Consider the following 25,154-nt stretch of genomic DNA (forward strand, 5'->3'; position numbering starts at 1 on the left):
CACTGCTCGGTCGAACCTGCGACCGCATTGCCAACCTGACCTGTCTCGTGTCCGGCGAGACGGTCATGCCCGGTCGCCGAGTGAGGGCTCCGGTTGGTGGTTGCCCGAGCACGTCGCCGACACGGCACCGCGCTGGCCGGGGTCCGGGAGCGCCCGGCGTGGGGTGGGGGCTCGGGCCCCAGGGACGAATATGCACAGCTTCCTGCTCGCCCGGCGAGTAGGAAGCTGTGCCCCCGGCAGGATTCGAACCTGCGACACACGGTTTAGGAAACCGATGCTCTATCCCCTGAGCTACGAGGGCGCGAGTGAAGAGTGTACCGACTTGGGCGTTCCCACGAGTCGGCAGGCGGCGACTGCCATGATTTCTGGTCATTCGGCGCGAATTAGGACTCGCTCCCGCAACCTCAGCTTGCCGGCGGCCGTGGTGCAGCACATGTCGTCGCCCAGGGCGCTGTAGGGGGTGAACAGCCCGTCCTTCAAGATCGGCAGGAGCGCCTTTCGGCGCCGGAACAGGACGACGGCCGCGAGCGCCAGGTAGACCACCGAAAGCGCGACCAGCTCACGTCCGCGCCACGACGACGGGACCGCGGCGCTCAGCGCGAACTGCAGGAAGAACAGACCCGTCAACAGCAGGGCCGCCCGCACCGAGAGCGAGAGCCCGACCAGCAACGAGACCGCGAGCAGCGACTGCGACGCCGTCAGCAACAGCTCGTCGCGCTGCGCCGACTCGATCGGCAGGCCCGACCACCCGCCGCTCGACACCGCGAAGACGATCGGCAGCGTGCCCACCAGCAGCGTCCACTGGTTGACCTTGGAAGAGACCAGCGCGCCGAGCGCCTCGCTCGTGTGCAGCCGCCACGCGTAGAGGCCGGCCACCAGCAACTCCGGCGCCTCTGACGCGAGCGGGGCGACCCACTGCACGAGCAGGAACTCGCTGATGCCGAGATCCGCTCCGGTATCGACCAGCGCCTGCGCGAAATGATCCGCGGTCAGCAGGATGACGCCCGCCGCCACCACGAACAGGCCGATCACCACGGTACGGCGCGGGCGTTTGCCGAGGCCGCCGATCCACGCCGACGGGCCGATCAGGTCCGGCTCGCCCGCCGGCGCGCGGCTGATCCGCCAGCTGTAGCCAACGAAGATGGACAGCAGCACGACCGTGTCGACCAGCGACAGCGTCCGCTTGAACGGCAGCACCAGGCAGTAGACCGAGGCCAGCCCCAGGAATACGAGCGGCACCGCGTCGGCGCGGTTGAGGGCCACCCGGTTGGCCCGGGCCGGCGACACGCCGCGCCGGCGCATCCGGCGCCACGCGATCAGCACGACCAGCGCCCAACCGACGCCGACCAGGATCCGGTTGGCGCCGGTCATGTTGGCCAGGGCCAGCGAGCACGCCGACGTCTCCTCGCCCGGCGCGCGGCACGACGGCCCGTGCGCAGCCACCGCCTCGCCGCCGCGGGCGGTGAACACGAAGTCGACCGCGTACTCCGGTAAGACCGCGATCAGCGCCAGCACCGCGACCGCGAGACCGGCGGAGACGTCGATCTGCGCCGCCTCGGCCGCCCACGCGAGCAGGAACGCCGCGCCGACGATCGAGATGCCGAACAGCGCCGCCGCGACCGGCGGCATGAGGTGCACGCCCCCGAGCGAAACGGCCACGCCGGGCACGGTCGCGAACAGGGCCACCAGGCCGAGGGCGGGCGGCGTCCGCCTGGAACCGAAAGACACCCCAGGACCTTAAATGACCAGCGTGTACGGGGGCCCATCAGTCAACGACGGAAACGGGTAGGGGAAATCGAACGTCTCGTCGGTCTTCGAGTCCCGGTATTGCCAGGAAGCCGGGCCGGTCTGCGTGGCCGTCGAACCCCGGCTGTACCCGCGCAGCGCGCCATAGGTGATGGCGATGCCGCCGAAGTTGGGCCCGAACCACAACTCGACCCGCTCGCGGCCGGGCCCGGCCGACCGCCGCCCGATGTGCTGCACCACCATCCCGCCCGGTCCCTTGCCCTGGTAGGCGTCGGTGACGCTCTGATAGGGCGCGTGGTCACCTGGGAGGCGCTCGAACGAGGCGTCGTCGAACACGAAGGCGACGAACTCCCGGATGCTTCCGGGCGACGTGAACGGATAGTCCGTCACCAGCAACACGGTTCGCGTAGCGGCGTCGTGCCGGTAGGTGAGGACGAACGACTCCATGATGTCGCCGAGCGCAGCACCGGCGTCGGGCAGGGCATCCACGATCGCTAAGCCGGGGGCGACGCCAGCGACGGGAACGGATAGTCGAAGTCGAAGGGCTTGTTGGTCTTCGAGTCGCGATAGACCCACTCGGACGGCCCGACCTTCTCCGCCGTCGAGCCGCGCGTGTAGCCCCGCACCGCACCGTAGGTGACGACGACCCCACCGAAGTTGGGGCCGAACCACAACTCCAGTTGGTCGCGGCCCGAGCCGACATCGGTCTTCTGCCGGACGCTCTGGATGACGAAGGCGCCCGGGCCCTTGGCCTGGAAGCTCTCGCCGTGCCCCTGATAGGGCTCGTGGTCGCCCGGGACTCGCTGGAAATCGGCGTCTTCGAACGAGAACGCGGCGAACTCGCGGACGCTGCCGGGTGACTTGAACGGGTATTCGGTGATCAGCACGAAGGTCCGCCGCCCGCTGTCGTAGCGGTAGGTGAACAGGAGGGCCTCCATGATGTTGTTGAGCGCCTCCCGAGGGTCGCGCATCAGCTCCACCGGGTCCTCCTTATGGCCACGGGCCCTCATACATGATGTGGGTCGACTCCGCGAAATTCGGGTCGGTGCGGCTGACGACGTTGCCGTCGACATCGAGGAAGAGCTTACCTTCGTCGGCCATCCCGGGCGTCGACTGCGACGACTGCCAGCGCAGGTAGCCGTTGGCCTGGCGGGACCATTGGCTGTTGGCCGGGTTCTCGCCCGTCGGGCGCATGAACCGCAACCGCTCGACGCCGTTCTCGTCGAGCCAGATGAAGCCCTCGTTGTCGCGGGTCGGCACCTCGCGCCAGTTGGCCGGGCGGTCGCGCCGCAGGGACCGGATCGACCGGCCGCGCAACGAGCGCGCGGGGAACGGTGTCGCGCCCGGGTGGCGCAGCCGGTTGCCTGGCAGGCCCAGGTTGTGCAGGCTCTGCCCTGGCCGGAGCAGGTCGCCGATCGGGCCGAAGACGCCCCGCGCGAAGCCGCCTCGGCCTTGCCGCTTCAGGCGCCTCAGCCGGCCCTTAACCATTGAGCAGGGCCTGCATCGCGAAGCCGATCAACTGGTCGAGGATCATCGACGTGATCATCTTGAAGATCGGTATTTCCAGCAGGGACGCGCCGAACGTGACCACTGCCGTGGCGATCGCCTGCGCGATCTGGATGGCCAGCGTGACCAGCTGGACGATTACGTTGATCTTCAGGGCCAGCACCACGCCGGCCGCGACCATGAGGCCCAAGCCGACGCCCTGTGCGGCCGTCGCGCCGTCGGTCAGGTTCTTCACCGGGGCGTCCTGGCCCGACCAGCGGCTCTGGAACGCGGCGATGGCCTCGCCGGCGTTGGTCGCCACCACCGACGAACCGTGGCCCTGTGCCTCGGCGCTGATCGCGTCGACCGTGCCGCTCAGGCTCAGCCAGTGCTGGGCCATCTCGAACAGCTTCTCCTCGTCGGCCTCGGGCCAGTTGTAGCCGAGCATGCCGAGCAGCGAGACCAGCTCACCGGGAAGTTGCAGGCCCACGGTCAGCCCCCGCCGAGCAGGTTCTGCAGCCGCAGCAGGCTGTCGGTGACCTCGTTCTCGGCCGCCTCGAAGTTGTCGGCCATCGTGTGCAGGCCGTGTGCGAACTCGCCGAGCAGCTCGCCGTTGCTTTCGAAGCAGGTCATCGCCAGGTCGTGGATGCCCATGTAGAGCTCGCCGATGATCGAGCCGACGTCGTCGCCGCCCCAAGGCTGGCCGAAGCCGTTGATCGTCGCCTCGAACTGCTCCAGCGTGTCTGCGAAGCGGTCGACCACGTCGTCGAGCCCGGTTGCGCTGTTGCGCAACGACTCCGGCTCGACCTGGAAACCCTCCATCCGGCTACCCCCGTTGTTTGAGCGCCGCCATGACCTCGGTGATCGACTGGGTGTAGCGGGCCATCTGCAACAGGCTCTGGTTCTGCAGCTCCTCGAGCTGTCGCGTCAGCGCCGCCGGGTCGGGCAGGGCGGCCGCTTCCGGTGCCACCGCCGGGTCGGTCTCGGCCAGGGCCGCGTTGACCGCGGCCAGCAACTCGGCACCGAACTCCTCCGCCGGCAACCGCATCGCCCGCGGGTCGACGACCACCTCGGTGAGCCGCTGGCCCTCGGCGGTGACCTGGATCAACCCGTCGGCGCCGACGCCGTTGCCCGTGGCCGGGACGGCCGACGCCGCGCCGGCCATCGCGTCCTGCAACGCCTGCCGCGCGGCACTGAGCGCCTGGTCGAAATCCCCCGAGGTCATGACCACCCCTCCGACATCGATGTCCGATGCTAGCGACGGACAACTGCCCAAACAAGACACGAGGCAGGGACCGGCGTGCGTCCCTGCCTCGCGGCGAGCAGGTGGATCAGACCAGGCCACCCATGGCCGGGTCGGTGAAGCTGTCCTCGCCGTTCTCCAGGTGACCCGCGAGGCGCTGCTCGAACAGCGGGTTGCCGGCGACCGAGACGGACAGGTCATACCAGCCGTGGTTGTGCTTGAGCGACCACTCCCGACGTTCCATCTCGCCGGGGCGCAGCGACAGCGTCACGGGCCGCCCCCGGTAGCCGTCGCGGACCGTAACCGACAACTGCTTCCGGCCGTGGTTGGCGAAGGTCAGGTCAAGAGACAGATGACGCTCGTCGTACGACGTCGAAACCGTCAGCCCCGCGTCGCCGGCGAAGCGGCGGAAGAAGCCGTTCGGGCCGTACACGGTGAGGTCCGCGCCCGCGGGCCAGGTGTCGGAGAGCCGCTTGCCCGGCTCGACCGTGTAGGACCGCGGCGCCGCGGTGCTTCCGGCCTCGCGTACCTGGAAGACCGCGGTCGCCTGACCGAGATTGCGGAACGCGAGACCATTGGGGACGGTCGAAACTTCCAGTGTGTACGGCAACGCGCGGGCCGGCTTCACGCCCTGCTCCTGGCGCGGCACCGCCTGGTCGGCCGGCGGCACCGGCACCTCGTCCGGGAAGCGCACCAGGTTGTCGGGCTTGAAGTCGTCGGTGTCCGGCAGCTTGACCGACTGCGACCGGTTGGGCGTCTTGAAGTCGAAGGCCGACGTCAGGTCGCCCACGACGGCGCGGCGCCAGGGGGTGATGTTGGCCTCGACCAGATCGCGGTTGCGGCCGGCGAAGCGCGTCTCCATGAAGCGGATGAGCGACGTGTGGTCGAAGAGCTCCGAGTTGACCCAGCCGCCGCGGGTCCACGGGGACACGATGATCATCGGGACGCGCATGCCGAGGCCGTAGGGGCCGGGGCGGTTCTTGGCGTCGCCGGGGAAGATCTCGTTGACCGTTGACACCGTTGACAACCCCGGGGTCGGCGGCGGCATGTGGTCGAAGAAGCCACCCTCCTCGTCGTACGTGATGAAGAGGGCCATCTTGCTCCACACCTCTGGATTCGAGGCGAGGATGTCGATGACCTGGGAGACATACCAGGCGCCGAAGCCGGGCTCCCAGTTCGGGTGTTCGGTGTAGGCCTCCGGCGCGACGATCCACGACACCTTGGGCAGCCGGTTCTGCTCCACATCGGACCGCAGGTCGGCCAGCAGCTTCAGCGGGTCGCGACCGACCTTGTTGACCTCGGTGCCGCGCTTGGCCTTGTCGGCGAGCGGCGTGCCGGGCTTCGCGTTCTGGTACTGGTGGAAATAGAGCAGCGAGTTGTCGCCGTAGTTGCCGATGTAGGGGTCGCTGGTCCAGCCCCAGAAGCCTTCGGCGGTCAGGCCGAGGCCGACGTCCTGGTAGATCTTCCACGAGATGCCGTTGCGTTCCAGGCGCTCGGGATAGGTCGACCAGTCGTACCCGGCCTCGGCGTTGGTGATGACCGGGCCGCCGGCCTTGCCGTCGTTGCCGACCCAGCCCGACCACATGTGGTAGCGGTTCGGGTCGGTCGGGCCGAGCAGCGAGCAGTGGTAGTTGTCGCAGACGGTGAACGCGTCCGCGAGGGCGAACTGGTAGGGCAGGTCCGCGCGGGTGTGGTAGGTCATCGCGGTGACGCCCTTGTTGGGCACCCACTGGTCGTGCCGGCCCTCGTTCCAGGCCGCGTGTCCGTCGTTCCAGCCGTGCGGCGGGTCGGGCAGGAAGGTCTGGCCGAGGTCCGGCACCTGCGGCCGGAACGGCAACAGTTCGCCGGTGCCGTTGGGCTGGTGGAACACGCTCTTGCCGCTGGGCAGGTTGACGGGGTGCGGGTCGGCGAAGCCGCGAACGCCGCGGAGCGTACCGAAGTAATGGTCGAAGGATCGGTTTTCCTGCATGAGGAAGATGACGTGCTCGACGTCGGCGATCGAGCCGTGCCGGTTGTTCGCCGGAATCGCGAGGGCCTTGTCGAGGCCGGCCGGGAGGGCCGCGCCCACCGCTGGCGCGCCCACCATTTTGAGGAATGTACGACGATCGAGTGCGCCCATGGCTCCGCCCTCCCCGAGGGTCCTAGCTGGCCTGTTGCCGTGTTGGCCTGGGGGAAGCTATCGGCGCGAAGTGGACGACAGGTGACGGTCGGGCGGCGGAGGTGACAACGTTCCTGACCACCGAGGGCGTGTACAAGGGGGCACCGCGCGGATCCATTCGGGGGGACCCGCGCGGCGCCTCGCTTCAGTAGGGCGAGCCGATCCGGCGCACGGTGATCGTGCTGATGTCGACGCCCTCCGGCTGCGAAAGAGCCCAGGCGATGGTCGAGCCGAGTTGGTCGGCGGTCAGGTAGCCGCCGGGCCGCTCCGGCGCGCCGCCGGCGGGCTCGAAGAAGTCGGTCAACGTGCCGCCGGGGGAGACCAGCGTGACGCCGATGCCCTTGTCGGTGACCATCTGCCGGGTGTTGCCGGCGAGTCCGGTCACCGCCCACTTCGTCGCGCCGTAGATGTTGCCCGGCGTGTGGATCAGCCCGGCGACGCTGCCGACCAGGATGATCCGGCCCTTGGTTGCGGCAAGGTGCGGCAACGCGGCCCGGATCAGCAACGCCGGTCCGAGCACGTTGGTGAGCACCATGTCGCGCCAGCCCTCGGGGTCCCCGTCGTCGAGGCCGTCGTGGGTGGCGTAGCCGGCGTTGGCCACGATGTTGTCCAGCCGGCCGAACGTGGCAACGGTGGTGTCGACCGCGGACTGCACGTCCGCCGGCACACCGCTGTCGGAGACCAGGGCGAGCGCGCCGGGGTGGTCCGCGCCGAACCGGTCGAGCCGCTCGGCCCGCCGGCCGGTGACGGCGACTTGGTGGCCGAGGGCGAGCAACTGCCGGGCGGTGGCGGCGCCGATGCCGCTCGACCCGCCGGTGATCAGGGTGACGGTCATGGGCGGAGGCTATGAGCTAGAGCGCCCTCTAGCTCAAGTCGTTAGGGTGCTGGGCATGGCGTACACGATCAGCGAGGTTGCGACCCGCACGGGGCTCAGCGTGCACGCGTTGCGGTTCTACGAGCGGGAGGGCCTGTTCGCCGCCGAGATCAACCGGAACGCCAGCGGCCGGCGGGTCTACTCGGACGACGACGTCGAATGGGTTTCGCTGTGTGCTCGGCTGCGCGAATCGGACATGCCCCTCGAGGCGATCCGGCGTTATGCGGAGTTGATCCGCGAGGGGCCGGGCAACGAGTCAACCCGGTTGGCCCTGTTGCGCGAACACGAGGAGCGCATCGCAGACCAGATCGCGGCGCTGTCGTCGGCGCTGAGCATGATCAGCTACAAGGTGCGGGTCTACGAGAAGCACCTGGCCGAGGGGAAGGCGGCGCAGCTGTGGTCGGGCCCGGCTTCCGCCGATTAAACCCGAAGAAATTGCATTTAAGGGTACGTTTGAGGGCATGACCGACGGCTCCGACGGCGCACCCACGTCCAAGGCCGCCGTGCCCACGCCGGCGGAGTTGCGCCGGGCCTACCACGAGGAACTCGAGCCCCGCGAACGCTCGGTCCTCTGGTCGTGGCTGGGTTTCACGGTCACCTTCGCCACGGTCCGCGCGATCACCTACGGCATCCGCCGCGGCGGCACCCGTTTCCACAACATCACCGTCGGCGGCATCCATCTTCACCACTACATGTGGGGCATCGGCCTGGTCAGCGCGGTGGGCGCGATCGCCGTCGCCGGCACCGAGCGCTCGCGGGGCAAACCCCTGACCGGCGTCACCTACGGTTCCGGCCTGGCGCTGATCGTCGACGAATTCGCCCTGCTGCTCGACCTCAAGGACGTCTACTGGGCCAGCCAGGGCCGCGTCTCGGTCGACCTGGGTATCGGGATGGTCGCCCTGGGCGGCACGGGCCTGAGCATCCGCCCGATCCTGTCCCGCCTGGCCCGCGACCGCGGCCTCACCCACCCCCGCTGACCGACCCCGGCGGCGGCCACCCGGGCCACGACCGAGCGGTTGCGATATTCGGTTGAGCGGGGCGAGGGCGCGGGTCCACCCTGGCGTCATGCGGGTGACCTTCGAGCGACCACCCGACCACGTGTGGGGCTCGATCTTGATCGAACGCGACGACAAGGTCGTCTACCGGATGAACGCCGGCCCGATCACCGGCGCGATCCCGCACGACCTGGTGCATTTCACGATCGAAGACGCGATGCGCCTGCCGGACGGCATCTGGGCCGCGATCGCGGGTGGCGTGGTCTTCAAGAGCATGACCCATCAGTCCGGCCGGCGCCCACCGCACGCGGCCGACCGCTCCGCGGCACTGATCCGGGCCTACCGCGACCGAATCCAACACGCCGAACTCCTCGGCGGCTTCGTCGAGGCGGCAGCCGCGAAACCCGCCGCCGATCTCGCGAAGCTGACCACGCAGTGGTTCGCGTCCCGTCCAGCCGACGCGCCACCGCCCGACCAGGCCCGATCGGCCGTCGCCGCGCTACACGCGGCCGAGGCCCGCTGGCGCGAGATCCCGGTAGGCGGCACGTTGACGCTCGACTGGCCAGCCCACCGCAGCCTCCGCCTGGCCCGCCACTAACGCCCGCACCGCCTCCAGGCCGAGGCTGCTCGTCGGATGCTTGGCTCTCAACCTCTCCTTTCCGGCGGTGCCCGATTTGTTGCTCTGCCGGCGGTACTGCCCCACGTCGAGGCCGGGCCGCCCGGGGGAGTGCCGCCGCGGGGCGCTACCACCAAGCGCTCAGCGCGGAACCCCGGTTGTGGTGCGGCGGTGGCGGGGTCGCGGCGGCGGTGCTCTGCTCTGCCATACCCCTACGCGTAGCCCGGTGGTGACATGGCGGGCCTGGCGCTGCTACCGAGCACGCCCCACGTGTAGGCCGATTCGTGGGGGCTGTACTCTGCGCTGCCAGGAGATATCCGGCCGGACGTGTAGGTCGAGTCGTATGGCTGTGCCCTGCGCCGTCGCCAGATACCCGACCCATTTGTGGGCCGAGTTCGTGGCGGCCGTGCCCTGTGCTGCAGCCGGATATCCGGCCGACGTGTAGGCCGATTCGTGGCGCCTGTGCCCTGGGCCGCTGCCAGAAACCCGACCCACGTGCAGGCCGATTCGTGGGGGGCTGCCCTGCGCTGCCGCCAGATACATCTCGCGCAAGAGCCGCGAGTGGTGTTCGGCCACTTTGCTCTGCACCCCTGTAGGAAGCGCCGGCACCCCGGACCAGCTTCCTACAGGGGGTGCAGAGCAAGGGCTGATCCCTGGCCGCGACACCCACGGGATCAACGCCCACGGGCGCTGGCTCAGATAGCGGGTAGAGAAGCGCCCGGGCACGATGTGCGACCCTCCCCAGCTCGCCGCCTCGCCAGGGCCGCCCGAACCCTCGCAGAAATGGGCGGCAAACGCGGAGGACCTACAAAGGGCTCATATCGCCGCCCGAGAGGGCCGGCGATAGGCTGCGAAGGGAGGTCGCTCACGAGGGATTGGGGTGCGTGACATGGCCAACGCCAGCGCTGCGGGGACTATCGACGTCGGCGGAGACCTTACGGTCAATCGGTTTGGGTTTGGGGCTATGCGGATCACCGGGCCGGGGATCTGGGGGCCGCCGACCAACAAGGAAAACGCCATCGCGACCCTGCGACGGGCCGTCGAGGCCGAGATCAACTTTATCGACACGGCCGATTCTTATGGGCCTAATGTGAGCGAGGAGTTGATCGCCGAGGCGCTTTATCCGTACCCCGACAATCTGGTCATCGCCACCAAGGCCGGCCTCGTGCGCACCGGGCCCGACGACGGCGAGGCCGACGGGTTCTGGCCCAAGGACGGGCGGCCGGAGCACATCATCGAGGCGTGTGAAGGGTCGCTGCGCAGGTTGAAGCTCGACCAGATCACACTCTTCCAGTTTCACAAGCCCGATCCCAAGGTGCCGTTCGAAGACTCGATGGGCGCGGTCGCGCAGCTCAAGGAGCAGGGCAAGGTCGTGCACGTCGGCGTGTCCAATGTGACCGAAGAAGAGATCCGGATGGCGCAGCGGATCGTGCCGATCGTGTCGGTGCAGAACCGCTACAACGTCGACGACCGCCGGTCAGAGTCGATTGTGGACCTCTGCGAGCAGGAGCAGATGGTGTTTCTGCCCTGGGCCCCGATCCAGGGTGCCGACACGAACCCGACGGTGTTGGAGATCGCCGAGCGGCACAAGGCCGAGCCCCGGCAGGTGATGTTGGCCTGGATGCTCGCGCGCTCGCCGTCGATGCTGCCAATTGCGGGCACAAGTGACCCACGACACCTGGACGACAACCTCGCCGCGCTCGACGTGGACCTCCCGCAGGCCGACGTCGCGGCTATCACCAACCTCGCCGCCGGCTGAGCGAGCAGCCGCCGCGGGAGCGGAGCTAGGCTCCAGTTCGGGAGGGTCACCCCTCCGACATCGGATTGGAGTGTCTGCAACCATGCACAACGCCAGTTCCGCGGGGACGATCGACGTCGGTGGGGATCTCACCGTCAACCGGTTCGGTTACGGTGCGATGCGCATCACCGGGCCGAGCATCTGGGGCCCTCCCGCCGACAAGGCCGAAGCCATCGCCGTGCTGCGCCGGGTGGTCGACGCCGGCATCAACTTCATCGACACGGCCGACTCGTACGGGCCCGACGTGAGCGAAGAACTGATCGCCGAGGCGCTCCACCCGTACCCGGAAGATCTGGTCATCGCCACCAAAGGTGGCCTGATCCGGCCCGGGCCCAACATGGTCTGGCCCGCCGATGGGCGCCCGGAGCACCTTGTCGAGGCCTGCGAGGGCTCGCTGCGCCGGCTGAAGCTCGACGAGATCCCGCTTTACCAGTTTCACCGGCCCGACCCCAAGGTGCCGTTCGAAGACTCGCTCGGTGCGATCGTCGAGCTCAAGAACCAGGGCAAGATCCGGCACATCGGTCTATCCAACGTGGACGAGGAGCAGATCCGGGTCGCACAGCGGATGACGCCGATCGTGTCGATCCAGAACCGTTACAACGTCGACGATCGAGCCTCCGAGTCCATCGTAGACCTGTGCGAGCAGGAGTCGATGGTGTTCCTGCCGTGGGCCCCGATCCAAGACCTCGACAAGAACCCCACCATCCACGAGATCGCCGAGCGGCACTCCGCGTCGCCGCGCCAGGTGGTCCTGGCCTGGTTGCTCGGGCGGTCAACGGCCATGCTTCCGATTCCGGGTACGGGCGACCTCGCCCATCTGGAGGACAACCTGGCCGCTCTCGACCTCAAGCTCTCCCAGGCCGAGATCGCCAGCCTGACCCGCTCCTCCTGATCCAGCCCTGTCCGGCGGCCGGCGCGCCGCCGTGGAACGCGGAAGGCCCCCCGCCGTAACGGCGAGGGGCCTCTTGCGGTGGTTCAGTGGATGGCCGGTGCCTCCTGGGCCCGGCGCTCGTCGCCGCTCAGCGTGGACAGCGGCTTCTCCTTGATGAACACGACGGCCAGCACCGCCAGGAACGCGATCGGCGCGCCGATCAGGAACAGGTCCGCGGTGGCGTTGCCGTAGACGTCTTCGACAATCCGGCGGACCGGCTCGGGCAGGTCGGCGAGGTTGGGCACGGCCGCAGTGTCGGAGCCGCCACCGGCGGGTGCGCCCAGGCGCTCGGTCAGGCCGCTGGTCACCTTGTTGGCCAGCACGGCACCCAGGGCGCTTACCCCGATCGCACCGCCCATGCTGCGGAAGAACGTCAGCACCGAGGTGGCTGCGCCGAGTTCCGTCGCCGGCACGTCGTTCTGCGCGGCCAGCACCAGGTTTTGCATCAGCATGCCGACGCCGATGCCGAGCACCGCCATGTAGACCGAGATCAGTACGACGCTGGTGGTGGCGCCGATCGTGCCGAGCAGCAGCATGCCGACCGTCATGATCAGCGCGCCGCCGACCAGGTAGGCCTTCCACCTGCCGTGCTTGGTGATCAGCTGGCCGGCCACCGTCGACGAGACCAGCAGGCCGAAGATCAGCGGCAGGCTCATCAGGCCGGCGACGGTGGGCGACTTGCCGAGCGACACCTGGAAGTACTGGGCCAGGAAGACCGTGCCGCCGAACATCGCGACGCCGACCAGGATCGACGCGACGGTGGTCAGCGAGACGGTGCGGTTGCGGAAGATGCGCAACGGGATGATCGGTTCGGCGGCCCGCGACTCGACCAGCACGGCCAGCGCGAGGATCACCACGCCGCCCGCGACCAGGGCCGCCGTCTGCCACGACGCCCAGTCGAACTTGCTGCCGGCCAGCGTCGACCAGATCAGCAGGGTGGAGACGCCCGCGGTGATCAGCATTGCGCCGAGCCAGTCAATCTTGACCTTGCGGCGGACGACCGGGAGGTGCAGGGTGCGCTGGAGCAGGTAGATCGAGAGCAGGGTGAACGGCACGCCGAACAGGAAGCACCAGCGCCAGCCGAGCCAGCTCGTGTCGACCAGCACGCCACCGATCAGCGGGCCGGCGATCGTGCCGACACCGAAGACGGCGCCGAAGATGCCGGAGTAGCGGCCCAGCTCGCGCGGCGGGATCATCGCGGCCATCACGATCATCGCGAGCGCGGTCATGCCGCCGGCGCCCACGCCCTGCACGACCCGGCTGACGATGAGGATTTCGACGTTGGGCGTGAAGCCGGCGATCAGCGAACCGGCCACGAACAGGCAGAGGGAGAGCTGGATCAGCAGCTTGCGGCTGTAGAGGTCGGCCATCTTGCCCCACAGCGGGACGGTGGCGGTCATCGCGAGCAGCTCGGTGGTGACGATCCAGGTGTAGACGGACTGGCTGCCGTGCAGGTCGGCAATGATCCGCGGCAGCGCGTTGCCGACGATGGTCGAGGCGAGGATCGACACGAACAGACCGACCATCAGGCCGGACAGCGCGGACAGCACCTCACGGCGGGACATCCGGGCGGGTGCGGCGTCGCCGTCCAACGGCTCGGCCGCGGTCGGGTCGGGCGTGGTGGTGACGTCGGTCATCAACTGTCCTTACTGGAGGGATGGGGTGCGGGGGTTGGCTCGGTGAGGCCGCTGGCGACCATGTCGAACGCCTCGTCGGCCAGCGAGGCGAGGGTGCCGGGGTGGTCTTCGGTGGCCCAGCGCATCAGCGCGACCCGAAAAGCGGCGCCCACGACGGCGGCGGCCACGGCGGGGAACGGGTGGTTTGGCGGCAGCGCGAGGCGATCGGCGATCGCGGCGGCGACCGCCATCTCGGACTCGACGCCGGTGGCGAGCAGCCGGGGCAGCAGTTGCGGGTTGTCGGCGATCACCCGCATCCGCAGGCTGATCGTCTCGCGGTGATCCTCCATCCGCAGGATGACCGGCACGAACGCGAGCCGCAGCGTCTCCACCAGGCTGGTGCCGGCGGGCAGCGCCCGGAACATCTCCAGCGTCTGCGCGATGTCGGCGTCGCCGCCGATCAAAGCCTCGTCCTTGCTCGCGAAGTAGTTGAAAAATGTGCGCGACGAGACGTCGCAGGCCTCGCTGATCTGCTCGACCGTGACGTGCTCCAGCCCGTTGGCGGCCACGAGCCGCAGCGCCGCGGCGGAAAGCGCGGCGCGGGTCTCCAGCTTCTTGCGATCGCGCCGGCCGAGCGCGGGAGAGGCGGTCACGCGCAGACCGTACCCGATGATCTTGCAGAATGCGAAACTTTTTAGAACGTGAAGCAAGCCACAATCAGGGGTACGTCAAGACGCGCGCACCGTGCGTAGCGAAGCCGTCAAGAACGTGGAAAACCGCTTGCGCCGGCGCTGAGCTGGGCACATGGCAACAACCCGGCACCCGTCGACCCCCAGGGTGACCCCCGGACTCGAGCTGGGAATCGGCTCGGTCGCGGTCGTCGTACTCGCGATCATGCTCGCCTCCGCTCCACCACCCCTCGGGCTGGCCGGCATGACGATCGCGACCATCGTGGGCGCGGCCCTCATCACAAACTGGCGCTACAGCCTCGGCCTCGCTGTGATCACCTATTTCCTGTTCGTCGGCTTCGTCGCGGGCGACATGGGCGTGCTGTCCTGGCGGGGCCACGATGCGCTGTGGCAGTTCGTAGCCTTCGGACTGGCCTACATCGCCGGACTCGTCATGCGTTGGTTGCTGCACAGCCCCCCATCGGACTGACCCAGGCGTGTTCGACCGCACCGGCTGGCGCGATTCGCCGGTTCCCGCTCCGGCACGGCGTCGTCCGAGTGGCCCTTGTGGACGTCGCGCCGTGCTGCTGCCGTCGTGGGGCGGCCGGGGGTGGAACGAGGTGTCGCACAGTGGGTACCGGCGGCGGGTGGGCGTGGAAACATAGGGCACATGCCCGCCAAAGGTGAAGAACGCGACGGGGTGCCGCTGACCAACCTCGACCAGGAGTTGTTCGACGGCGCCGGCGCGACCAAGCGCGACCTGGTCGACTATCTCGACGCGGTGCACGGCCGGATCATCCCGGCGCTGCGCGACCGGCCGCTGTCGGTGATGCGGGTGCGCCCCGGGCAGCCGCCGTTCATGCAGAAGAACCTGCCCAAATACACGCCCGAGTGGGTGGCGCGGGCCGATGTGTGGGCCGACCGGTCGCGGCGGATGGTCAGCTACGGGCTGTGCAACGACCGCCGCACGCTGATCTGGTTCGCCAACCAGCGCGCGGTGGAATACCACCCGGCGCTGTCGACCAGTGCGGACCCGGCCCACCCCAGCCACCTGATCCTCGACCTCGACCCGCCCGAGGGTGGGCCGTTCCGGCTCGCGGCGCAGGCGGCGTTGCTGGTGCGCGAGGTGCTCACCGCGTGCGGGATGGCGGGTGCGGCGAAGACCAGCGGGGCCAAGGGTGCGCACGTGTTCGTACCCCTGGCTGATGGTCTGGCTCATGACGACGTGGCGGCGGCGACCCGGGCGATCGCGGCGCGGGCCGAGCGGCTCGACCCGGCGCTCGCGACCACCGCGTTCATCGTCGAGCAGCGCGAGGGCAAGGTCTTCCTGGACTCGACCCGCGCGGGCGGCGCGACGGTGGTGGCCGCCTACAGCCCGCGGTTGCGGCCCGGCGTGCCGGTGTCGTTCCCGCTCGGGTGGGACGCGTTGGAGTCGGCCGTGCCTACCGACTACACGGTGCACTCGGCGGCGGCATTGCTCGGCTCCGCTGATCCGTGGGCCTCGCTGATGCCGCCGCCGCAGCGGCTCGATCCGGGGTTGGTCGAGGAGGGGCACACCATCCCGATCGCCCGGGTGGTCGCCATGCACGAAGGGAAGCGGCGGGCGAGGGAGCGGCGGTCGCAGGACTAGCGGTCGATCGAGCTCATGTCCGCGTAGCGGTCGCCGACCGGCGGTCGGATGGCGTTGAGGCGGCTGACCTGCTCGTCGGTCAGGACCAGGCTCTCCGCGACGGCGTTCTCCTCCAGGCGGGACACCTTCGTGGTGCCCGGGATCGGCACGATGTCGTCGCCCTGCGCGTAGAGCCAGGCGATGGCGACCTGGGCCGGGGTGGCGCCCACGTCCCGGGCGACCGCTTTCACCTCGTCGACGATCCTGAAGTTCTTGGCGAAGTTGTCTTCGCTGAACCGCGGGATCGTGCTCCGGAAGTCGTCGCTGGGCAGGTCGCTCGGCTTGGTGATCTGACCGGTCAGGAAGCCACGACCGAGCGGGGAGTACGCGACCAGGCCGATGCCGAGCTCGCGCAACACCGGGAGCACGTCGTCTTCCGGGTCTCTGGTCCACAGTGAATACTCGGACTGGAGCGCCGTGATCGGGTGCGTCGCGTGTGCGCGCCGGATCGTCTCCGCCTTCGCCTCGGACAGTCCGATGTGGAGGACCTTGCCCTCTTCATTCAGCTTGGCGAGTTCGCCGACGGTCTCCTCGATCGGCACGCTCGGGTCGACCCGGTGCTGGTAGAGCAGGTCGATGTGGTCGATGCCGAGGCGGCGCAGCGAGCCCTCGACGGCGATCCGGATGTTGGCCGGCGAGCTGTCCAACTCGCGGACGACGTCGTTGCCGCGGTGGCTGAGCTGCCCGAACTTGGTCGCGATCACGTAGTCATCGCGCCGCCCGGCGATCGCCCGGCCGACCAGCTCCTCGTTGCGGAACGGTCCGTAGACCTCGGCGGTGTCGAGCAGCGTGATGCCGAGGTCCCGTGCGCGGTGGATGGTGCGGGTCGACTCCGCGTCGTCGCCGAAGCCCTCGTAGTAGGCGGACATGCCCATACAGCCGAGGCCGAGGCGGGAGACGTCGAGGCCGCCGCCGAGCTGAAGGTGTTTCATCGGTGTGGTCGCCTCTCTTTCCGGACCGCTGGGGCCCTTCAATTGGAGCCTAGCTCCGGATCGAGACTGTCAGACCCGGGTGTGATGCTGACGCGGTGCGTTACGTTTTCGAGGCCGCGCTGTGGGTGTGGGACGCCCGGCGGGAAGACACGTGGGTTTTCGTCACGCTGCCGGCCGACGCGTCGGAGGAGATCCGCGAGCTGACCGGCGGCGCGCGGCGCGGGTTCGGCTCGCTGCGGGTGAAGATCGCCGTGGGCGGCAGCACCTGGCGCACGTCGATCTTCCCCGGCGGCGACGGCTATGTGCTGCCCTTCAAGCGGGCGATCCGCCGGGCCGAGGGCCTCGAGGTCGGCGACGTCGCCACCGTGGAGGTGGAATTGGCCGACTTCTGAGCGCCGCGCTGCGGCGCCGGCCGCCGGGGTGGTCGTGGCTTGATCGCGCCGGTTCTGGGGCAGTTCGGTCCTCCGGGCGGGCGTCGTGCTGCGCCACCAGGGGCTGCGGCTTGGACCTGTGCGGCCTGGGGCTGCGGCGCGGGCCGCGCGGTGGCCGCTGCGCGGCCTGGACCTGCGCGGTCGCCGCGGGCCGCGACCTGGACCCTGGGGCGATGGCAGCGGCTTGGCTCCGGTGGAGCTTGCCCCGTGGGCGCGCCGCGTGACGGCCGCAGGGCGGTTTGCGCGGTGGCCGCGGTGCGGGGCGCAGACGTGGAGGTGCTGGTTGCGCGCTGGCGTGAATGGGCTTGCCCTCGGTGCTCCGCATGATGGTCGCGTGTGGCCTGGAGTTGCGGCGCGATCTGCGCGGTGCCGCTGTGCGCCGTGCACCTGGGGTGCTGCCCGCGCGGTTGGCGCAGTGTGGCCTCCTGGGGCGGCGGCGCGGTTGTCGCGGTGTGGCCTTGTGGGGCGGCGGCGCGGTTGTCGCGGTGTGGCCTTGTGGGGCGGCGGCGCGGTTGTCGCGGTGCGGCCTGGAGAGGCCGCGCTGGCTGCGATGGCCCCGGAACTGCAGCCTGCTCCGCGCGATGGCCGCGGCGCGGTGTGGACCTGCGATGCAGGCTGCCTCAGTGGTCAGGCGTGAGAGGAACGGCGCGAATCAGCGCGGCCCCGTCAAGCCGTTCAGGAGGAGGTTGGTGAGGCTGTCGACGACCGTGTCTGGATCGGCGTTTGGTAGGGCGTAGTTGAGGGTGCCCAGCATGGCGGCCATGGCGGCCGCGATCAGTTCTGGGTCGCCGGGGAGGGGGTGGCCGCGTTCGCGCAGGTGTTCCAGGTGGTCGCGCAGGGTTGCCGAGCGGGTGGTCAGGTCGCGCCAGGCCCGGCCTGACGCCGGATCGTCGGCGATCATCGACTGGAAGAGGGCGACCGTGACCGGGCGGTGGTCGGTCATCACCGTCCAGGCGATGGCCAGGTGCTCGCGTAGCTGCGCGCGGTCGGTCAGGTCGTGGTCGGCGGGGTGCGACAGGTCCGCCTGCTCGTCGGCCGCGCTGTCCAGCTCGGCCAGCAGCGCTTGGAGCAGCTCCTCCTTGCTGGCGAAATGCTCGTAGAACGAGCCGGTCGCCCGGCCGGCCGCTGCCGTGATGTCGGTGATCTTGGTGTTGAGGTAGCCGCGTTCGCTGAACAGGGTGCGGGCGGCGGCCAGCAGCGCCGTGCGGGTCTGCGCCGCCTTGACCTTGCGGGTCATCGGCTCTGCTGAGCTGGCACGGGGCATGAGAGAAGGGCCTGTCCTGGACGGTGCGGATCCGACGCCGCCCAGCCTACCGAACCGCGCTTCACCGAACGGACATTCAGGGCGTAAGCACCCAGCGGGCCGCGTCCGCGATCACGTAGCCGTTCGTGTTCTCCGTCCGGATCAGCAGGCTGCCGGCCGTCCCGGCGGCGAAGGCGTAGGAGCCGAGCGAGACCCATTGACCGCCGCTCGTGCGCTGGTCGACCGTGCGGGTGGTCAGGCCGCCGCCGTGGACGATGTCGATCGGCACGTTGCTGGCCCGGTTAGGGTCGGCCGTCCAGCGCAGGTAGACCGCGTACGTGCCGGCCGCCGGCAGCGCGGGCCGGAAGCGCAACCGGTTGACGCCCTTGGCGGTGTTGCCGTCGTGCTCGTAGTCGGCGCCCCAGTAGCCGGGCGTCGCCGTGCTGGTCACCCAGGTGCCGGCGCGGGTCACGTCGGCGCCCTTGCTGTCGACGATCACCTCGCCGGGTGCGGCCGGCGGCGGCCACTCGATCAACTGGCCGTCGGCGACCAGCCGGGATCGCAGTGTCGCGTAGGGCACCCGCTGGACCGGCGACGACGTCGACAGCGCCAGGACCGCGGCGGTCGCGGCGGACTGGCCCAGGATCATGAAGACCGGTTCCATCCGGATCGAGCCGTACGCGATGTGGCTGGCCGCCAGGCACACCGGCAGCAGCAGGTTGGCGCACTGCGCCTCGGCGGGCACGATCGAGCGGAAGCTGACGCCGTACGGGCCGGGCACGCCGATCTGCACGTCGCCCTCGTTCTTGACCACGCCGCCGACCACCACCCGTTGGCAGTTGTGCGAGTCCATTGTGTAGCTGGCCAGGCCCACCGGATCCGGCACCGGCTCCTGGCCGCGGCAGTTGCGCTCGGTCATCACGTGCGCGGAGACCATCCGGCGGGCCTCGCGCACGTAGAGCTGCGGCGGCCACCCGCCGGTCGCGGTGAACTCGTCAGCCGCCAGGCCCCAGGTCGCGGTGGCGGCCCGGATCGAGGCCGGCACGCGCGGGTCGTTGGCCAGGAACCACATGAAGCCTTGCTGGTAGGTCCGGTGGTCGGCCGCGATGCTGTCGCGCGTGGCGTAGGACGCGGTCGGGTAGGCGTAGTTGGCGCCGATGAAGTCGGTCGAGAACGCGCCGTTGTTGTTGGAGTCGGTCTTGCCGTTGCCGACGCCGTGGGTGGTGAAGAACGGACCGGTCCAGCCGGCCTGGATGTAGCGCGCCGCCAACTCGTAGCGCGCCGGGTCGAAGCCCGCGGGCTTGGCGAACGGGATCCGCGAGGCCGCCTGGGTCAGGCACATCCGGTAGTTGTAGGCCTGGATCAGATCATCCGCCGATCCGGCGGGCCCGACGACCGCCGAGGAGATGCCCGGCAGCAGGCCCGATCCCGGGTTGCCGGCGACCACGTACGGCGAGACCGGGAAGTTGAACTGATGCCCGCTGCGCAGTTGCACGCCGTTGATGGTCTCGCCGTAGGTGGCGTTGCTCTCCCGCCCGACCGTGAAGGTCACGCCGGCCCGGGCCATCAGGTCGCCCTCGTAGGACGCGTCGACGAACATCCCGCCGCGGTAGGTCTGGCCGTTGTCGCCGACCACCTCGACCAGCCGGTTGCCGGAGCGGGTGACCGAGGCCAACCGCACGCCGAGGTAAACCGGCACGCCGGCCTCGGCCAGCATCTCGTCGAACACCGCGCGGGCCACGTGCGGCTCGAAGGTGAACCGGGCCGGCGAGGTCGGGGTCACGGGCGTGCCGGCGTATCTGGCGTGGATCCTTCGATAGAACTCGCCGGCGATGCCCTTGATCGACGCGCCGTTGCCGGTGTCGGTCTGCCCGAGGCCGCCGGTGGTCAGGCCGCCCAGATGGGTGGACGGCTCGATCACGATCACCGTGCGGCCCATCCGGCGGGCCTGGACGGCGGCGACCAGCCCGCCGGCGGTGGCGCCGTAGACGACGAGGTCGGCGGAGACGAGCGCGGCGGCCAGCGACCGGTCGGCGAAGCCGGTGACACCGGCTGCGACGGCGACCGCGGCGCCGCCGACCCGCAACACGGTGCGGCGATCGACAGGCTTCACATCGATGATGTTAACGACGTGTGGACGCCTTCTCCACTACGACGGTCGTCGACTTGATCACGGCGGTGGCGACCGAGCCGACCCGCAGGTCGAGTTCGTCGACGGCCTCGCGGCTCATCAGCGACACGATCCGGAACGGGCCGGCCTGGATGTCGACCTGTGCCATCACGGCGTCCTTGACCACCGCCGTGACGATGCCGCGCAGCCGGTTGCGGGCCGAGGTCTCGCCGGTCTCGGCCTGCTCGTGCCGCTCCCGTGCGAACGCGGCCAACTCGGTGCCGTCGATCAGCCGGTGCCCGTGTTCGTCACGGTCGGCCGGGAGCCGCCCGGCGTCGATCCACCGGCGCACCGTGTCGGGACTGACGCTGAGCAGCTCAGCCGCCTCGCTGATTCGAAACCGCAGCACGCACACAGACTATTGCCGCAACTCCCGCAACACGCCGTCCAGCGTCATCCAGCGGGTGATGCCGAGCGTGTGCAGGAACGGCAGGTCGTGGCTGGCCACCAGCAGCGCGCCCCGGTAGGCGGCCAGCGCCTCGCCGAGTTGCCGCACGCTGGCCAGGTCGAGGTTGTTGGTCGGCTCGTCGAGCAGCAGAAGTTGCGGCGCCGGCTCGGCCAGCAGGAGCGCGGCCAGGGTGGCCCGGAACCGCTCGCCGCCGGAGAGGGTGCCGACCGGTCGCTCGGCGCGCGCGCCGCGGAACAGGAAGCGGGCCAGCCGCGCCCTGATCGCGTTGTCGCCGGCCGCGGGGGCCAGGCCTCGCACGTTGGCCACGATCGACAGATCGTCATCGAGTACGTCGAGTCGTTGCGGCAACAACCGCAACGGCACGGCGACCTCGACCGTGCCGCCCGCCGCCGGGAGCCGGCCGGCGAGCGTGGAGAGCAGCGTGGTCTTGCCCGAGCCGTTGTCGCCGAGCAGCGCGACCCGCTCCGGGCCGAACATGTCGAGGTCGACCCGGGCACCGTTGCGCAACACCGCGTCGCGGACGCTGAGCACCCGGCGCGCGGCCGGCACCGCGGTCGCCGGCAGGTCGACCCGGATCATCGCGTCGTCGCGGACCGCCTCCACCGCCGTCGCCAGCCGTTCCCGGGCGCCCGCGAGCCGGTCTTCGTGCAAGCCGCGGTGCTTGCCGGCGGACACCTGGGCCTGTCGCTTGCGCTCGGCCATGATGGCCTTGGGTTCGCGCTTGGTGTCCCACATCTTCTGCCCGTAGCGGACCCGCCGCGCGAGCTTGACGTGCGCGTCGGCCAGTTCGCGGCGCTGCCGCCGCACGTCGCCCTCGGCCGCCCGCACCGCCCTGATGGCCGCGTCCTGCTCGGCGGCGAGCGCGGCTTCGTATTCGGTGAACGTGCCACCGAATAGCCGCGCCGTGCCCTCGTGCAGTTCGGCGACCTGGTCGACCAGTTCGAGCAGTTCGCGATCGTGGCTGATCATGAGCAGGACACCGGACCACGCGGTCACCGTGTCGTAGAGCCGCTGTCGCGCGGCGCGGTCGAGGTTGTTGGTCGGTTCGTCGAGCAGGAGTACGCGCGGCCGGCGCAGCAGTTGCCCGGCCAGGCCGAGCAGCACCGCCTCGCCACCGGAGAGTGCGCCGACCGGTCGGTCAAGGCCGACGTGGCCGAGGCCGAGGCGGTCGAGCGTTTCCCGGGCTCGGTCATCGACGTCCCAGTCGTCGCCGATCGCGGCGAACAAGGCGTCGTCGGGGTCGCCGCGTTCGACGGCGGCCAGCGCCCGCCGGGTCGCGGCGATGCCGAGCACGTCGTCGACCGGGCGGTCGGCGTCGAGGGTCAGGTCCTGTGGCAGGTAGCCGAGCGTGCCCTCGACCCGCACAGCGCCACCGGTCGGCGCGAGCGCGCCGGTGACCAGGCGCAACAGGGTCGACTTGCCGGCGCCGTTGACGCCGACGAGGGCGGTGCGGCCAGGGCCGATCACGAGATCGAGGCCGGCGAAGACGGGCTCGCCGTCAGGCCAGGCGAAGGTGAGGTTGGAGATCAGGATGGCAGGAGACATGGCGGTCCTCCGGGTTGTCGGAAAGCGTCGACAACCTCAGATCCGCATCGGCCCTGCCCCTCTCTGCTCGGTCCATCGACCTTAGCCCGATCGGTCGCGCCCGGGAAAGCGCTTTATTCCGTCGCTCCGATGTAGACGGCGCGGAGCCGCAGCGGTGTGCGCCGCTCGTACTCCTCTATCGCATGGGCCAGCCAGCCGGCGACCCGGGCGACCGCGAAGATCGCTTCGCCGGCACCGGTCGGCAGGCCGGCCGCCTTGGTGAGCGTCGCCAGCGCGAAGTCGACGTTGGGCTCGGGCAACTTCCGGCGCCGGGCCGCGTCGAGCAGGGCCTGGGCGGTCAGCAGCACCGGATGGTCCGGCGCGGCCGCCCGCACCCGGCCCAGCAGCACGCCGGCCCGGCCGTCGCCGGACTTGTAGACGGTGTGGCCGAACCCCGGGATCCGCTCGCCCCGGCGCAGCCGCAGGCCGATCACGTCGCCGGCGTCGGCCGGCTCCGGCACCGCGTCGAGCAGCGCCTCGGCGCCCAGCGAGGCGCCGCCGTGCAGCGCGCCGCTCACCGTGGCCAGGCCCGCCGTCACCACCGCGTAGGGATCGGCGCGGACCGAGGCGGCCACCCGGGCGGCCAGCGTGGAGGCGGCCAGTTCGTGGTCGGCGAGCAGCACCAGCGCAGTACGTACGCCGTCGACGAAGGGTTGTTCCGCGCCCAGCCGGGCGGCGAGGCGGGCCGCGATGCTGGTGCCGCTCGCGGCGCCCCGCGCGGGCAGGCAGTCGACGATGCCGGCGACCAGCGCCCGGCCGACGTCGACGACCGCCGCCGGGTCGAGGTTGCCGCGCAACGGGTCGGTCGCGGCCAGGGCCGGCACGATCGCCTGGATCCGGTCGAGCGGCAACACGTTGCCGGGCAACGCCGCACCGGCGGCCCGCCCGACGGCCAACCCGGTCTCGGCCGCCCGCCAGTCGCGCTCGCCCGGCGTGAACTCGCCCGTCCACAGGCCTTCCGCGACCTCCTCGAACGACGCCCGCCCGGCCAGGTCGAGGGCGTCGTGGCCGCGGTAGAAGGGGCGGTCCTCCCCGAGCGCGGTGATCCGGGACTCGATCACCACCTCCGACGAACCGGTGGCGCGCCGGGGGCGCCCGCGCCGGGCCAGGCGCTCGACCTCGGCCGGGTCGAACAGGCTCTGGCCCTCCGGCGCGCGGCGGCGGGCGAGCACGCCGCGGCTGACGTAGGCGTAGAGGGTGGCTGGCTTCACACCGAGCCGTTCGGCCGCCTCGGACGCCGTCAACCAGCCTTTGAGCTGCTCCATCGTGTCTCCGTACCCTCGCCTGGGTTGATTTTAATCAACATTGACTGGTCGCAACGCCCGGTGTCAACCTGAGGCTATGCCACGCATCCATTTCCTCGACGTGACCAATCGCGACGGAGTGCAGACCGCCCGGACCGGGCTGTCGAAGTTCGGCAAGACGATGGTCAACTTCTACCTGGGCCGGCTCGGCGTCGCGCAGTCCGAGATCGGCTTCCCGTTCCTGTTCCACGAGGTGCCCTACGTGCGGGCGCAGGTCGCTCTCGCCGAGGCGGGCGCGTTCGGTGACCTGCGGCTGTCGGGTTGGTGCCGGGCGGTCGCCGGCGACGTGGTCGCGTCGGCGCCGCTGGGGCTCGCACACTACAACCTGTCGATCTCGACCAGCGACCAGATGTTGCGTAACAAGTTCCGCGGCAAGTTCGACCGGGCCGCGGTGATCGCCGAGATGGCGGGCGCGGTGCGGGCCGCCAAGGAGGCCGGCGTTGCCACCGTGGGAGTCAACGCCGAAGACGGGTCGCGCACCGACTTCGCGTTCCTGACCGACTTCGCGCTGGCGGCCAAGGAGGCCGGCGCCGACCGGCTGCGCTACTGCGACACGATCGGCGGCGAGACCCCCGGCCGGATCGGCGAGCGGTTCGCGAAGCTGGCCAGCGCGGTCGGCATGCCGGTCGAGACGCACTGCCACAACGACCTGGGCATGGCGGTGGCCAACTCGGTCGCCGGCGCGCTCGGTGACCTCGAAGCAGGCCTGGACGCGTGGGTCAACACCTGTGTCAACGGGATCGGCGAGCGCTCGGGCAACGCCGACCTGGTGTCAACGATCCTGGCGTTGCGCAACGGCTTCGGCGTGGATCACGAATTGATCGGTGACCCGCTCGACCTCTCCTGGGCGCGGCGGTTCGCGTTCTGGGCCGCCTACGCGTTCGGCCAACCGTTGGCGATCAACCAGCCCGGAGTGGGGCGCAACGCGTTCGCGCACGAGTCGGGCATTCACGCCGACGGGGCGCTCAAAGACCACAAAAACTATGAGTTGTACGACGAGGACCTGCTCGGTCCCTACCCGGCCGACTGGCACGCGCGCACCGGGCGGGTGGTGTTGACCGGCGAGTACGGCGGGATGGCGGGTTTCCGGCACGTCATGGACGGGCTGGGCGTCGACGTGGTCGAGCCCGACCTGACGTTCAAGCTGGTGCAGCTGTGCAACGCCTCGACGGGACGGCCCCTGACCGACGACGAGTTGCGACTGATCGCCACCTATCCGCGGCAGCTCGCGCTGTTGTACCCCGGTCAGCTCTCGTAGCGGATTGTGTCGGTGCCTTCCGAT

26 protein-coding genes and 1 tRNA gene are annotated in these 25,154 nt (G+C 70.1%); 9 read left to right on the top strand and 18 right to left on the bottom strand.

Translation table 11 applies throughout. The annotated features are described in order from the left end of the window. Positions 1-228: 228 nt before the first annotated feature. The 10 genes from AB0J74_RS07370 to AB0J74_RS07415 all read right to left on the bottom strand — a co-directional run bounded on the left by AB0J74_RS07370 (position 229) and on the right by AB0J74_RS07415 (position 7,467). A tRNA-Arg gene (locus tag AB0J74_RS07370) sits at positions 229-301 on the bottom strand. 68 nt (positions 302-369) lie between these two features. Beyond that, a complete protein-coding gene (locus tag AB0J74_RS07375) occupies positions 370-1,728 on the bottom strand; it encodes a sodium:proton exchanger (RefSeq protein ID WP_363445663.1) in 1,359 nt (452 codons plus the stop codon). 9 nt (positions 1,729-1,737) lie between these two features. Next, entirely contained in the window at positions 1,738-2,235 is a 498-nt protein-coding gene (locus AB0J74_RS07380) for a hypothetical protein (RefSeq protein WP_363445665.1), read from the bottom strand. 5 nt (positions 2,236-2,240) lie between these two features. Continuing rightward, positions 2,241-2,726, bottom strand: a complete 486-nt coding sequence (locus tag AB0J74_RS07385) for a hypothetical protein (RefSeq protein WP_363445667.1) — start codon at positions 2,724-2,726, stop codon at positions 2,241-2,243. Positions 2,727-2,736: 10 nt separating this feature from the next. Then, entirely contained in the window at positions 2,737-3,234 is a 498-nt protein-coding gene (locus tag AB0J74_RS07390) for a hypothetical protein (RefSeq protein ID WP_363445669.1), read from the bottom strand. After that, positions 3,227-3,721, bottom strand: coding sequence for a hypothetical protein (locus AB0J74_RS07395; RefSeq protein ID WP_363445671.1), 495 nt, complete (start codon positions 3,719-3,721; stop codon positions 3,227-3,229). Before AB0J74_RS07395 ends, AB0J74_RS07390 begins: the two co-directional genes overlap by 8 nt. 2 nt (positions 3,722-3,723) lie before the next feature. Further along, positions 3,724-4,053: a hypothetical protein gene (locus AB0J74_RS07400; protein ID WP_363445673.1), complete on the bottom strand. Its 330-nt coding sequence runs from the start codon at positions 4,051-4,053 to the stop codon at positions 3,724-3,726. A gap of 4 nt (positions 4,054-4,057) precedes the next feature. Continuing rightward, positions 4,058-4,456 carry a hypothetical protein gene (locus AB0J74_RS07405; protein ID WP_363445674.1) on the bottom strand — a complete coding sequence of 133 codons (399 nt, stop codon included), beginning with the start codon at positions 4,454-4,456 and terminating at the stop codon, positions 4,058-4,060. Between the two features lie 106 nt (positions 4,457-4,562). Further along, positions 4,563-6,593: a phosphocholine-specific phospholipase C gene (locus AB0J74_RS07410; RefSeq protein WP_363445676.1), complete on the bottom strand. Its 2,031-nt coding sequence runs from the start codon at positions 6,591-6,593 to the stop codon at positions 4,563-4,565. A gap of 184 nt (positions 6,594-6,777) precedes the next feature. Further along, a complete protein-coding gene (locus tag AB0J74_RS07415; protein WP_363445678.1) occupies positions 6,778-7,467 on the bottom strand; it encodes an SDR family oxidoreductase in 690 nt (229 codons plus the stop codon). A 55-nt stretch (positions 7,468-7,522) separates the two neighbouring features. On the opposite strand from AB0J74_RS07415, the gene AB0J74_RS07420 reads away from it, so the two are divergent. The 5 genes from AB0J74_RS07420 (at position 7,523) to AB0J74_RS07440 (ending at position 11,807) form a co-directional block, all read left to right on the top strand. Beyond that, complete coding sequence (locus AB0J74_RS07420) at positions 7,523-7,930, top strand: MerR family transcriptional regulator (protein WP_363445680.1); 408 nt, start codon at positions 7,523-7,525, stop codon at positions 7,928-7,930. 37 nt (positions 7,931-7,967) lie between these two features. After that, complete coding sequence (locus AB0J74_RS07425) at positions 7,968-8,483, top strand: hypothetical protein (RefSeq protein WP_363445682.1); 516 nt, start codon at positions 7,968-7,970, stop codon at positions 8,481-8,483. 88 nt (positions 8,484-8,571) lie between these two features. Beyond that, positions 8,572-9,099, top strand: coding sequence for a hypothetical protein (locus AB0J74_RS07430; RefSeq protein WP_363445684.1), 528 nt, complete (start codon positions 8,572-8,574; stop codon positions 9,097-9,099). Positions 9,100-10,006: 907 nt separating this feature from the next. Further along, complete coding sequence (locus AB0J74_RS07435) at positions 10,007-10,876, top strand: aldo/keto reductase (RefSeq protein WP_363445686.1); 870 nt, start codon at positions 10,007-10,009, stop codon at positions 10,874-10,876. An 82-nt stretch (positions 10,877-10,958) separates the two neighbouring features. Continuing rightward, positions 10,959-11,807 carry an aldo/keto reductase gene (locus AB0J74_RS07440; protein WP_363445688.1) on the top strand — a complete coding sequence of 283 codons (849 nt, stop codon included), beginning with the start codon at positions 10,959-10,961 and terminating at the stop codon, positions 11,805-11,807. An 83-nt stretch (positions 11,808-11,890) separates the two neighbouring features. Here the strand turns inward: AB0J74_RS07440 and AB0J74_RS07445 are convergent, their stop codons facing one another. Both AB0J74_RS07445 and AB0J74_RS07450 read right to left on the bottom strand, forming a co-directional pair. Then, entirely contained in the window at positions 11,891-13,411 is a 1,521-nt protein-coding gene (locus tag AB0J74_RS07445) for an MDR family MFS transporter (RefSeq protein WP_363446582.1), read from the bottom strand. Between the two features lie 71 nt (positions 13,412-13,482). After that, positions 13,483-14,115 carry a TetR/AcrR family transcriptional regulator gene (locus tag AB0J74_RS07450; RefSeq protein ID WP_363445690.1) on the bottom strand — a complete coding sequence of 211 codons (633 nt, stop codon included), beginning with the start codon at positions 14,113-14,115 and terminating at the stop codon, positions 13,483-13,485. A 151-nt stretch (positions 14,116-14,266) separates the two neighbouring features. Between AB0J74_RS07450 and AB0J74_RS07455 the strand changes: the two genes are divergently transcribed. Both AB0J74_RS07455 and AB0J74_RS07460 read left to right on the top strand, forming a co-directional pair. After that, on the top strand, positions 14,267-14,620 hold the full coding sequence (locus AB0J74_RS07455; protein ID WP_363445692.1) for a hypothetical protein: 354 nt from the start codon (positions 14,267-14,269) through the stop codon (positions 14,618-14,620). Positions 14,621-14,800: 180 nt separating this feature from the next. Beyond that, complete coding sequence (locus AB0J74_RS07460; RefSeq protein WP_363445694.1) at positions 14,801-15,760, top strand: ATP-dependent DNA ligase; 960 nt, start codon at positions 14,801-14,803, stop codon at positions 15,758-15,760. Here the strand turns inward: AB0J74_RS07460 and AB0J74_RS07465 are convergent. Further along, on the bottom strand, positions 15,757-16,731 hold the full coding sequence (locus tag AB0J74_RS07465; protein ID WP_363445696.1) for an aldo/keto reductase: 975 nt from the start codon (positions 16,729-16,731) through the stop codon (positions 15,757-15,759). The two genes, AB0J74_RS07460 and AB0J74_RS07465, sit on opposite strands and share 4 nt — an antisense overlap. Before the next feature lie 95 nt (positions 16,732-16,826). Between AB0J74_RS07465 and AB0J74_RS07470 the strand changes: the two genes are divergently transcribed. Then, the gene (locus AB0J74_RS07470) at positions 16,827-17,123 is read left to right on the top strand and encodes a DUF1905 domain-containing protein (protein WP_363445698.1); all 297 of its coding nucleotides are present in this window, start codon (positions 16,827-16,829) and stop codon (positions 17,121-17,123) included. A 691-nt stretch (positions 17,124-17,814) separates the two neighbouring features. Here AB0J74_RS07470 and AB0J74_RS07475 read toward each other — a convergent pair. The 5 genes from AB0J74_RS07475 to AB0J74_RS07495 form a co-directional block, all read right to left on the bottom strand. Further along, complete coding sequence (locus tag AB0J74_RS07475) at positions 17,815-18,399, bottom strand: TetR family transcriptional regulator (protein ID WP_363445700.1); 585 nt, start codon at positions 18,397-18,399, stop codon at positions 17,815-17,817. Between the two features lie 103 nt (positions 18,400-18,502). Further along, positions 18,503-20,518: an FAD-dependent oxidoreductase gene (locus AB0J74_RS07480; RefSeq protein WP_363445702.1), complete on the bottom strand. Its 2,016-nt coding sequence runs from the start codon at positions 20,516-20,518 to the stop codon at positions 18,503-18,505. 10 nt (positions 20,519-20,528) lie between these two features. Next, positions 20,529-20,924: a TOBE domain-containing protein gene (locus AB0J74_RS07485; RefSeq protein ID WP_363445704.1), complete on the bottom strand. Its 396-nt coding sequence runs from the start codon at positions 20,922-20,924 to the stop codon at positions 20,529-20,531. Between the two features lie 9 nt (positions 20,925-20,933). Next, complete coding sequence (locus AB0J74_RS07490) at positions 20,934-22,529, bottom strand: ATP-binding cassette domain-containing protein (RefSeq protein WP_363445706.1); 1,596 nt, start codon at positions 22,527-22,529, stop codon at positions 20,934-20,936. Positions 22,530-22,642: 113 nt separating this feature from the next. Beyond that, a complete protein-coding gene (locus tag AB0J74_RS07495) occupies positions 22,643-23,833 on the bottom strand; it encodes a citrate synthase (protein ID WP_363445708.1) in 1,191 nt (396 codons plus the stop codon). Between the two features lie 76 nt (positions 23,834-23,909). Between AB0J74_RS07495 and AB0J74_RS07500 the strand changes: the two genes are divergently transcribed. Further along, positions 23,910-25,130 (top strand): hypothetical protein, encoded by a 1,221-nt coding sequence (locus AB0J74_RS07500; RefSeq protein WP_363445710.1) that lies wholly within the window; start codon positions 23,910-23,912, stop codon positions 25,128-25,130. Positions 25,131-25,154 lie beyond the last annotated feature (24 nt).

This window comes from Asanoa sp. NPDC049573, assembly GCF_040676615.1.
Lineage (GTDB): Bacteria > Actinomycetota > Actinomycetes > Mycobacteriales > Micromonosporaceae > Asanoa.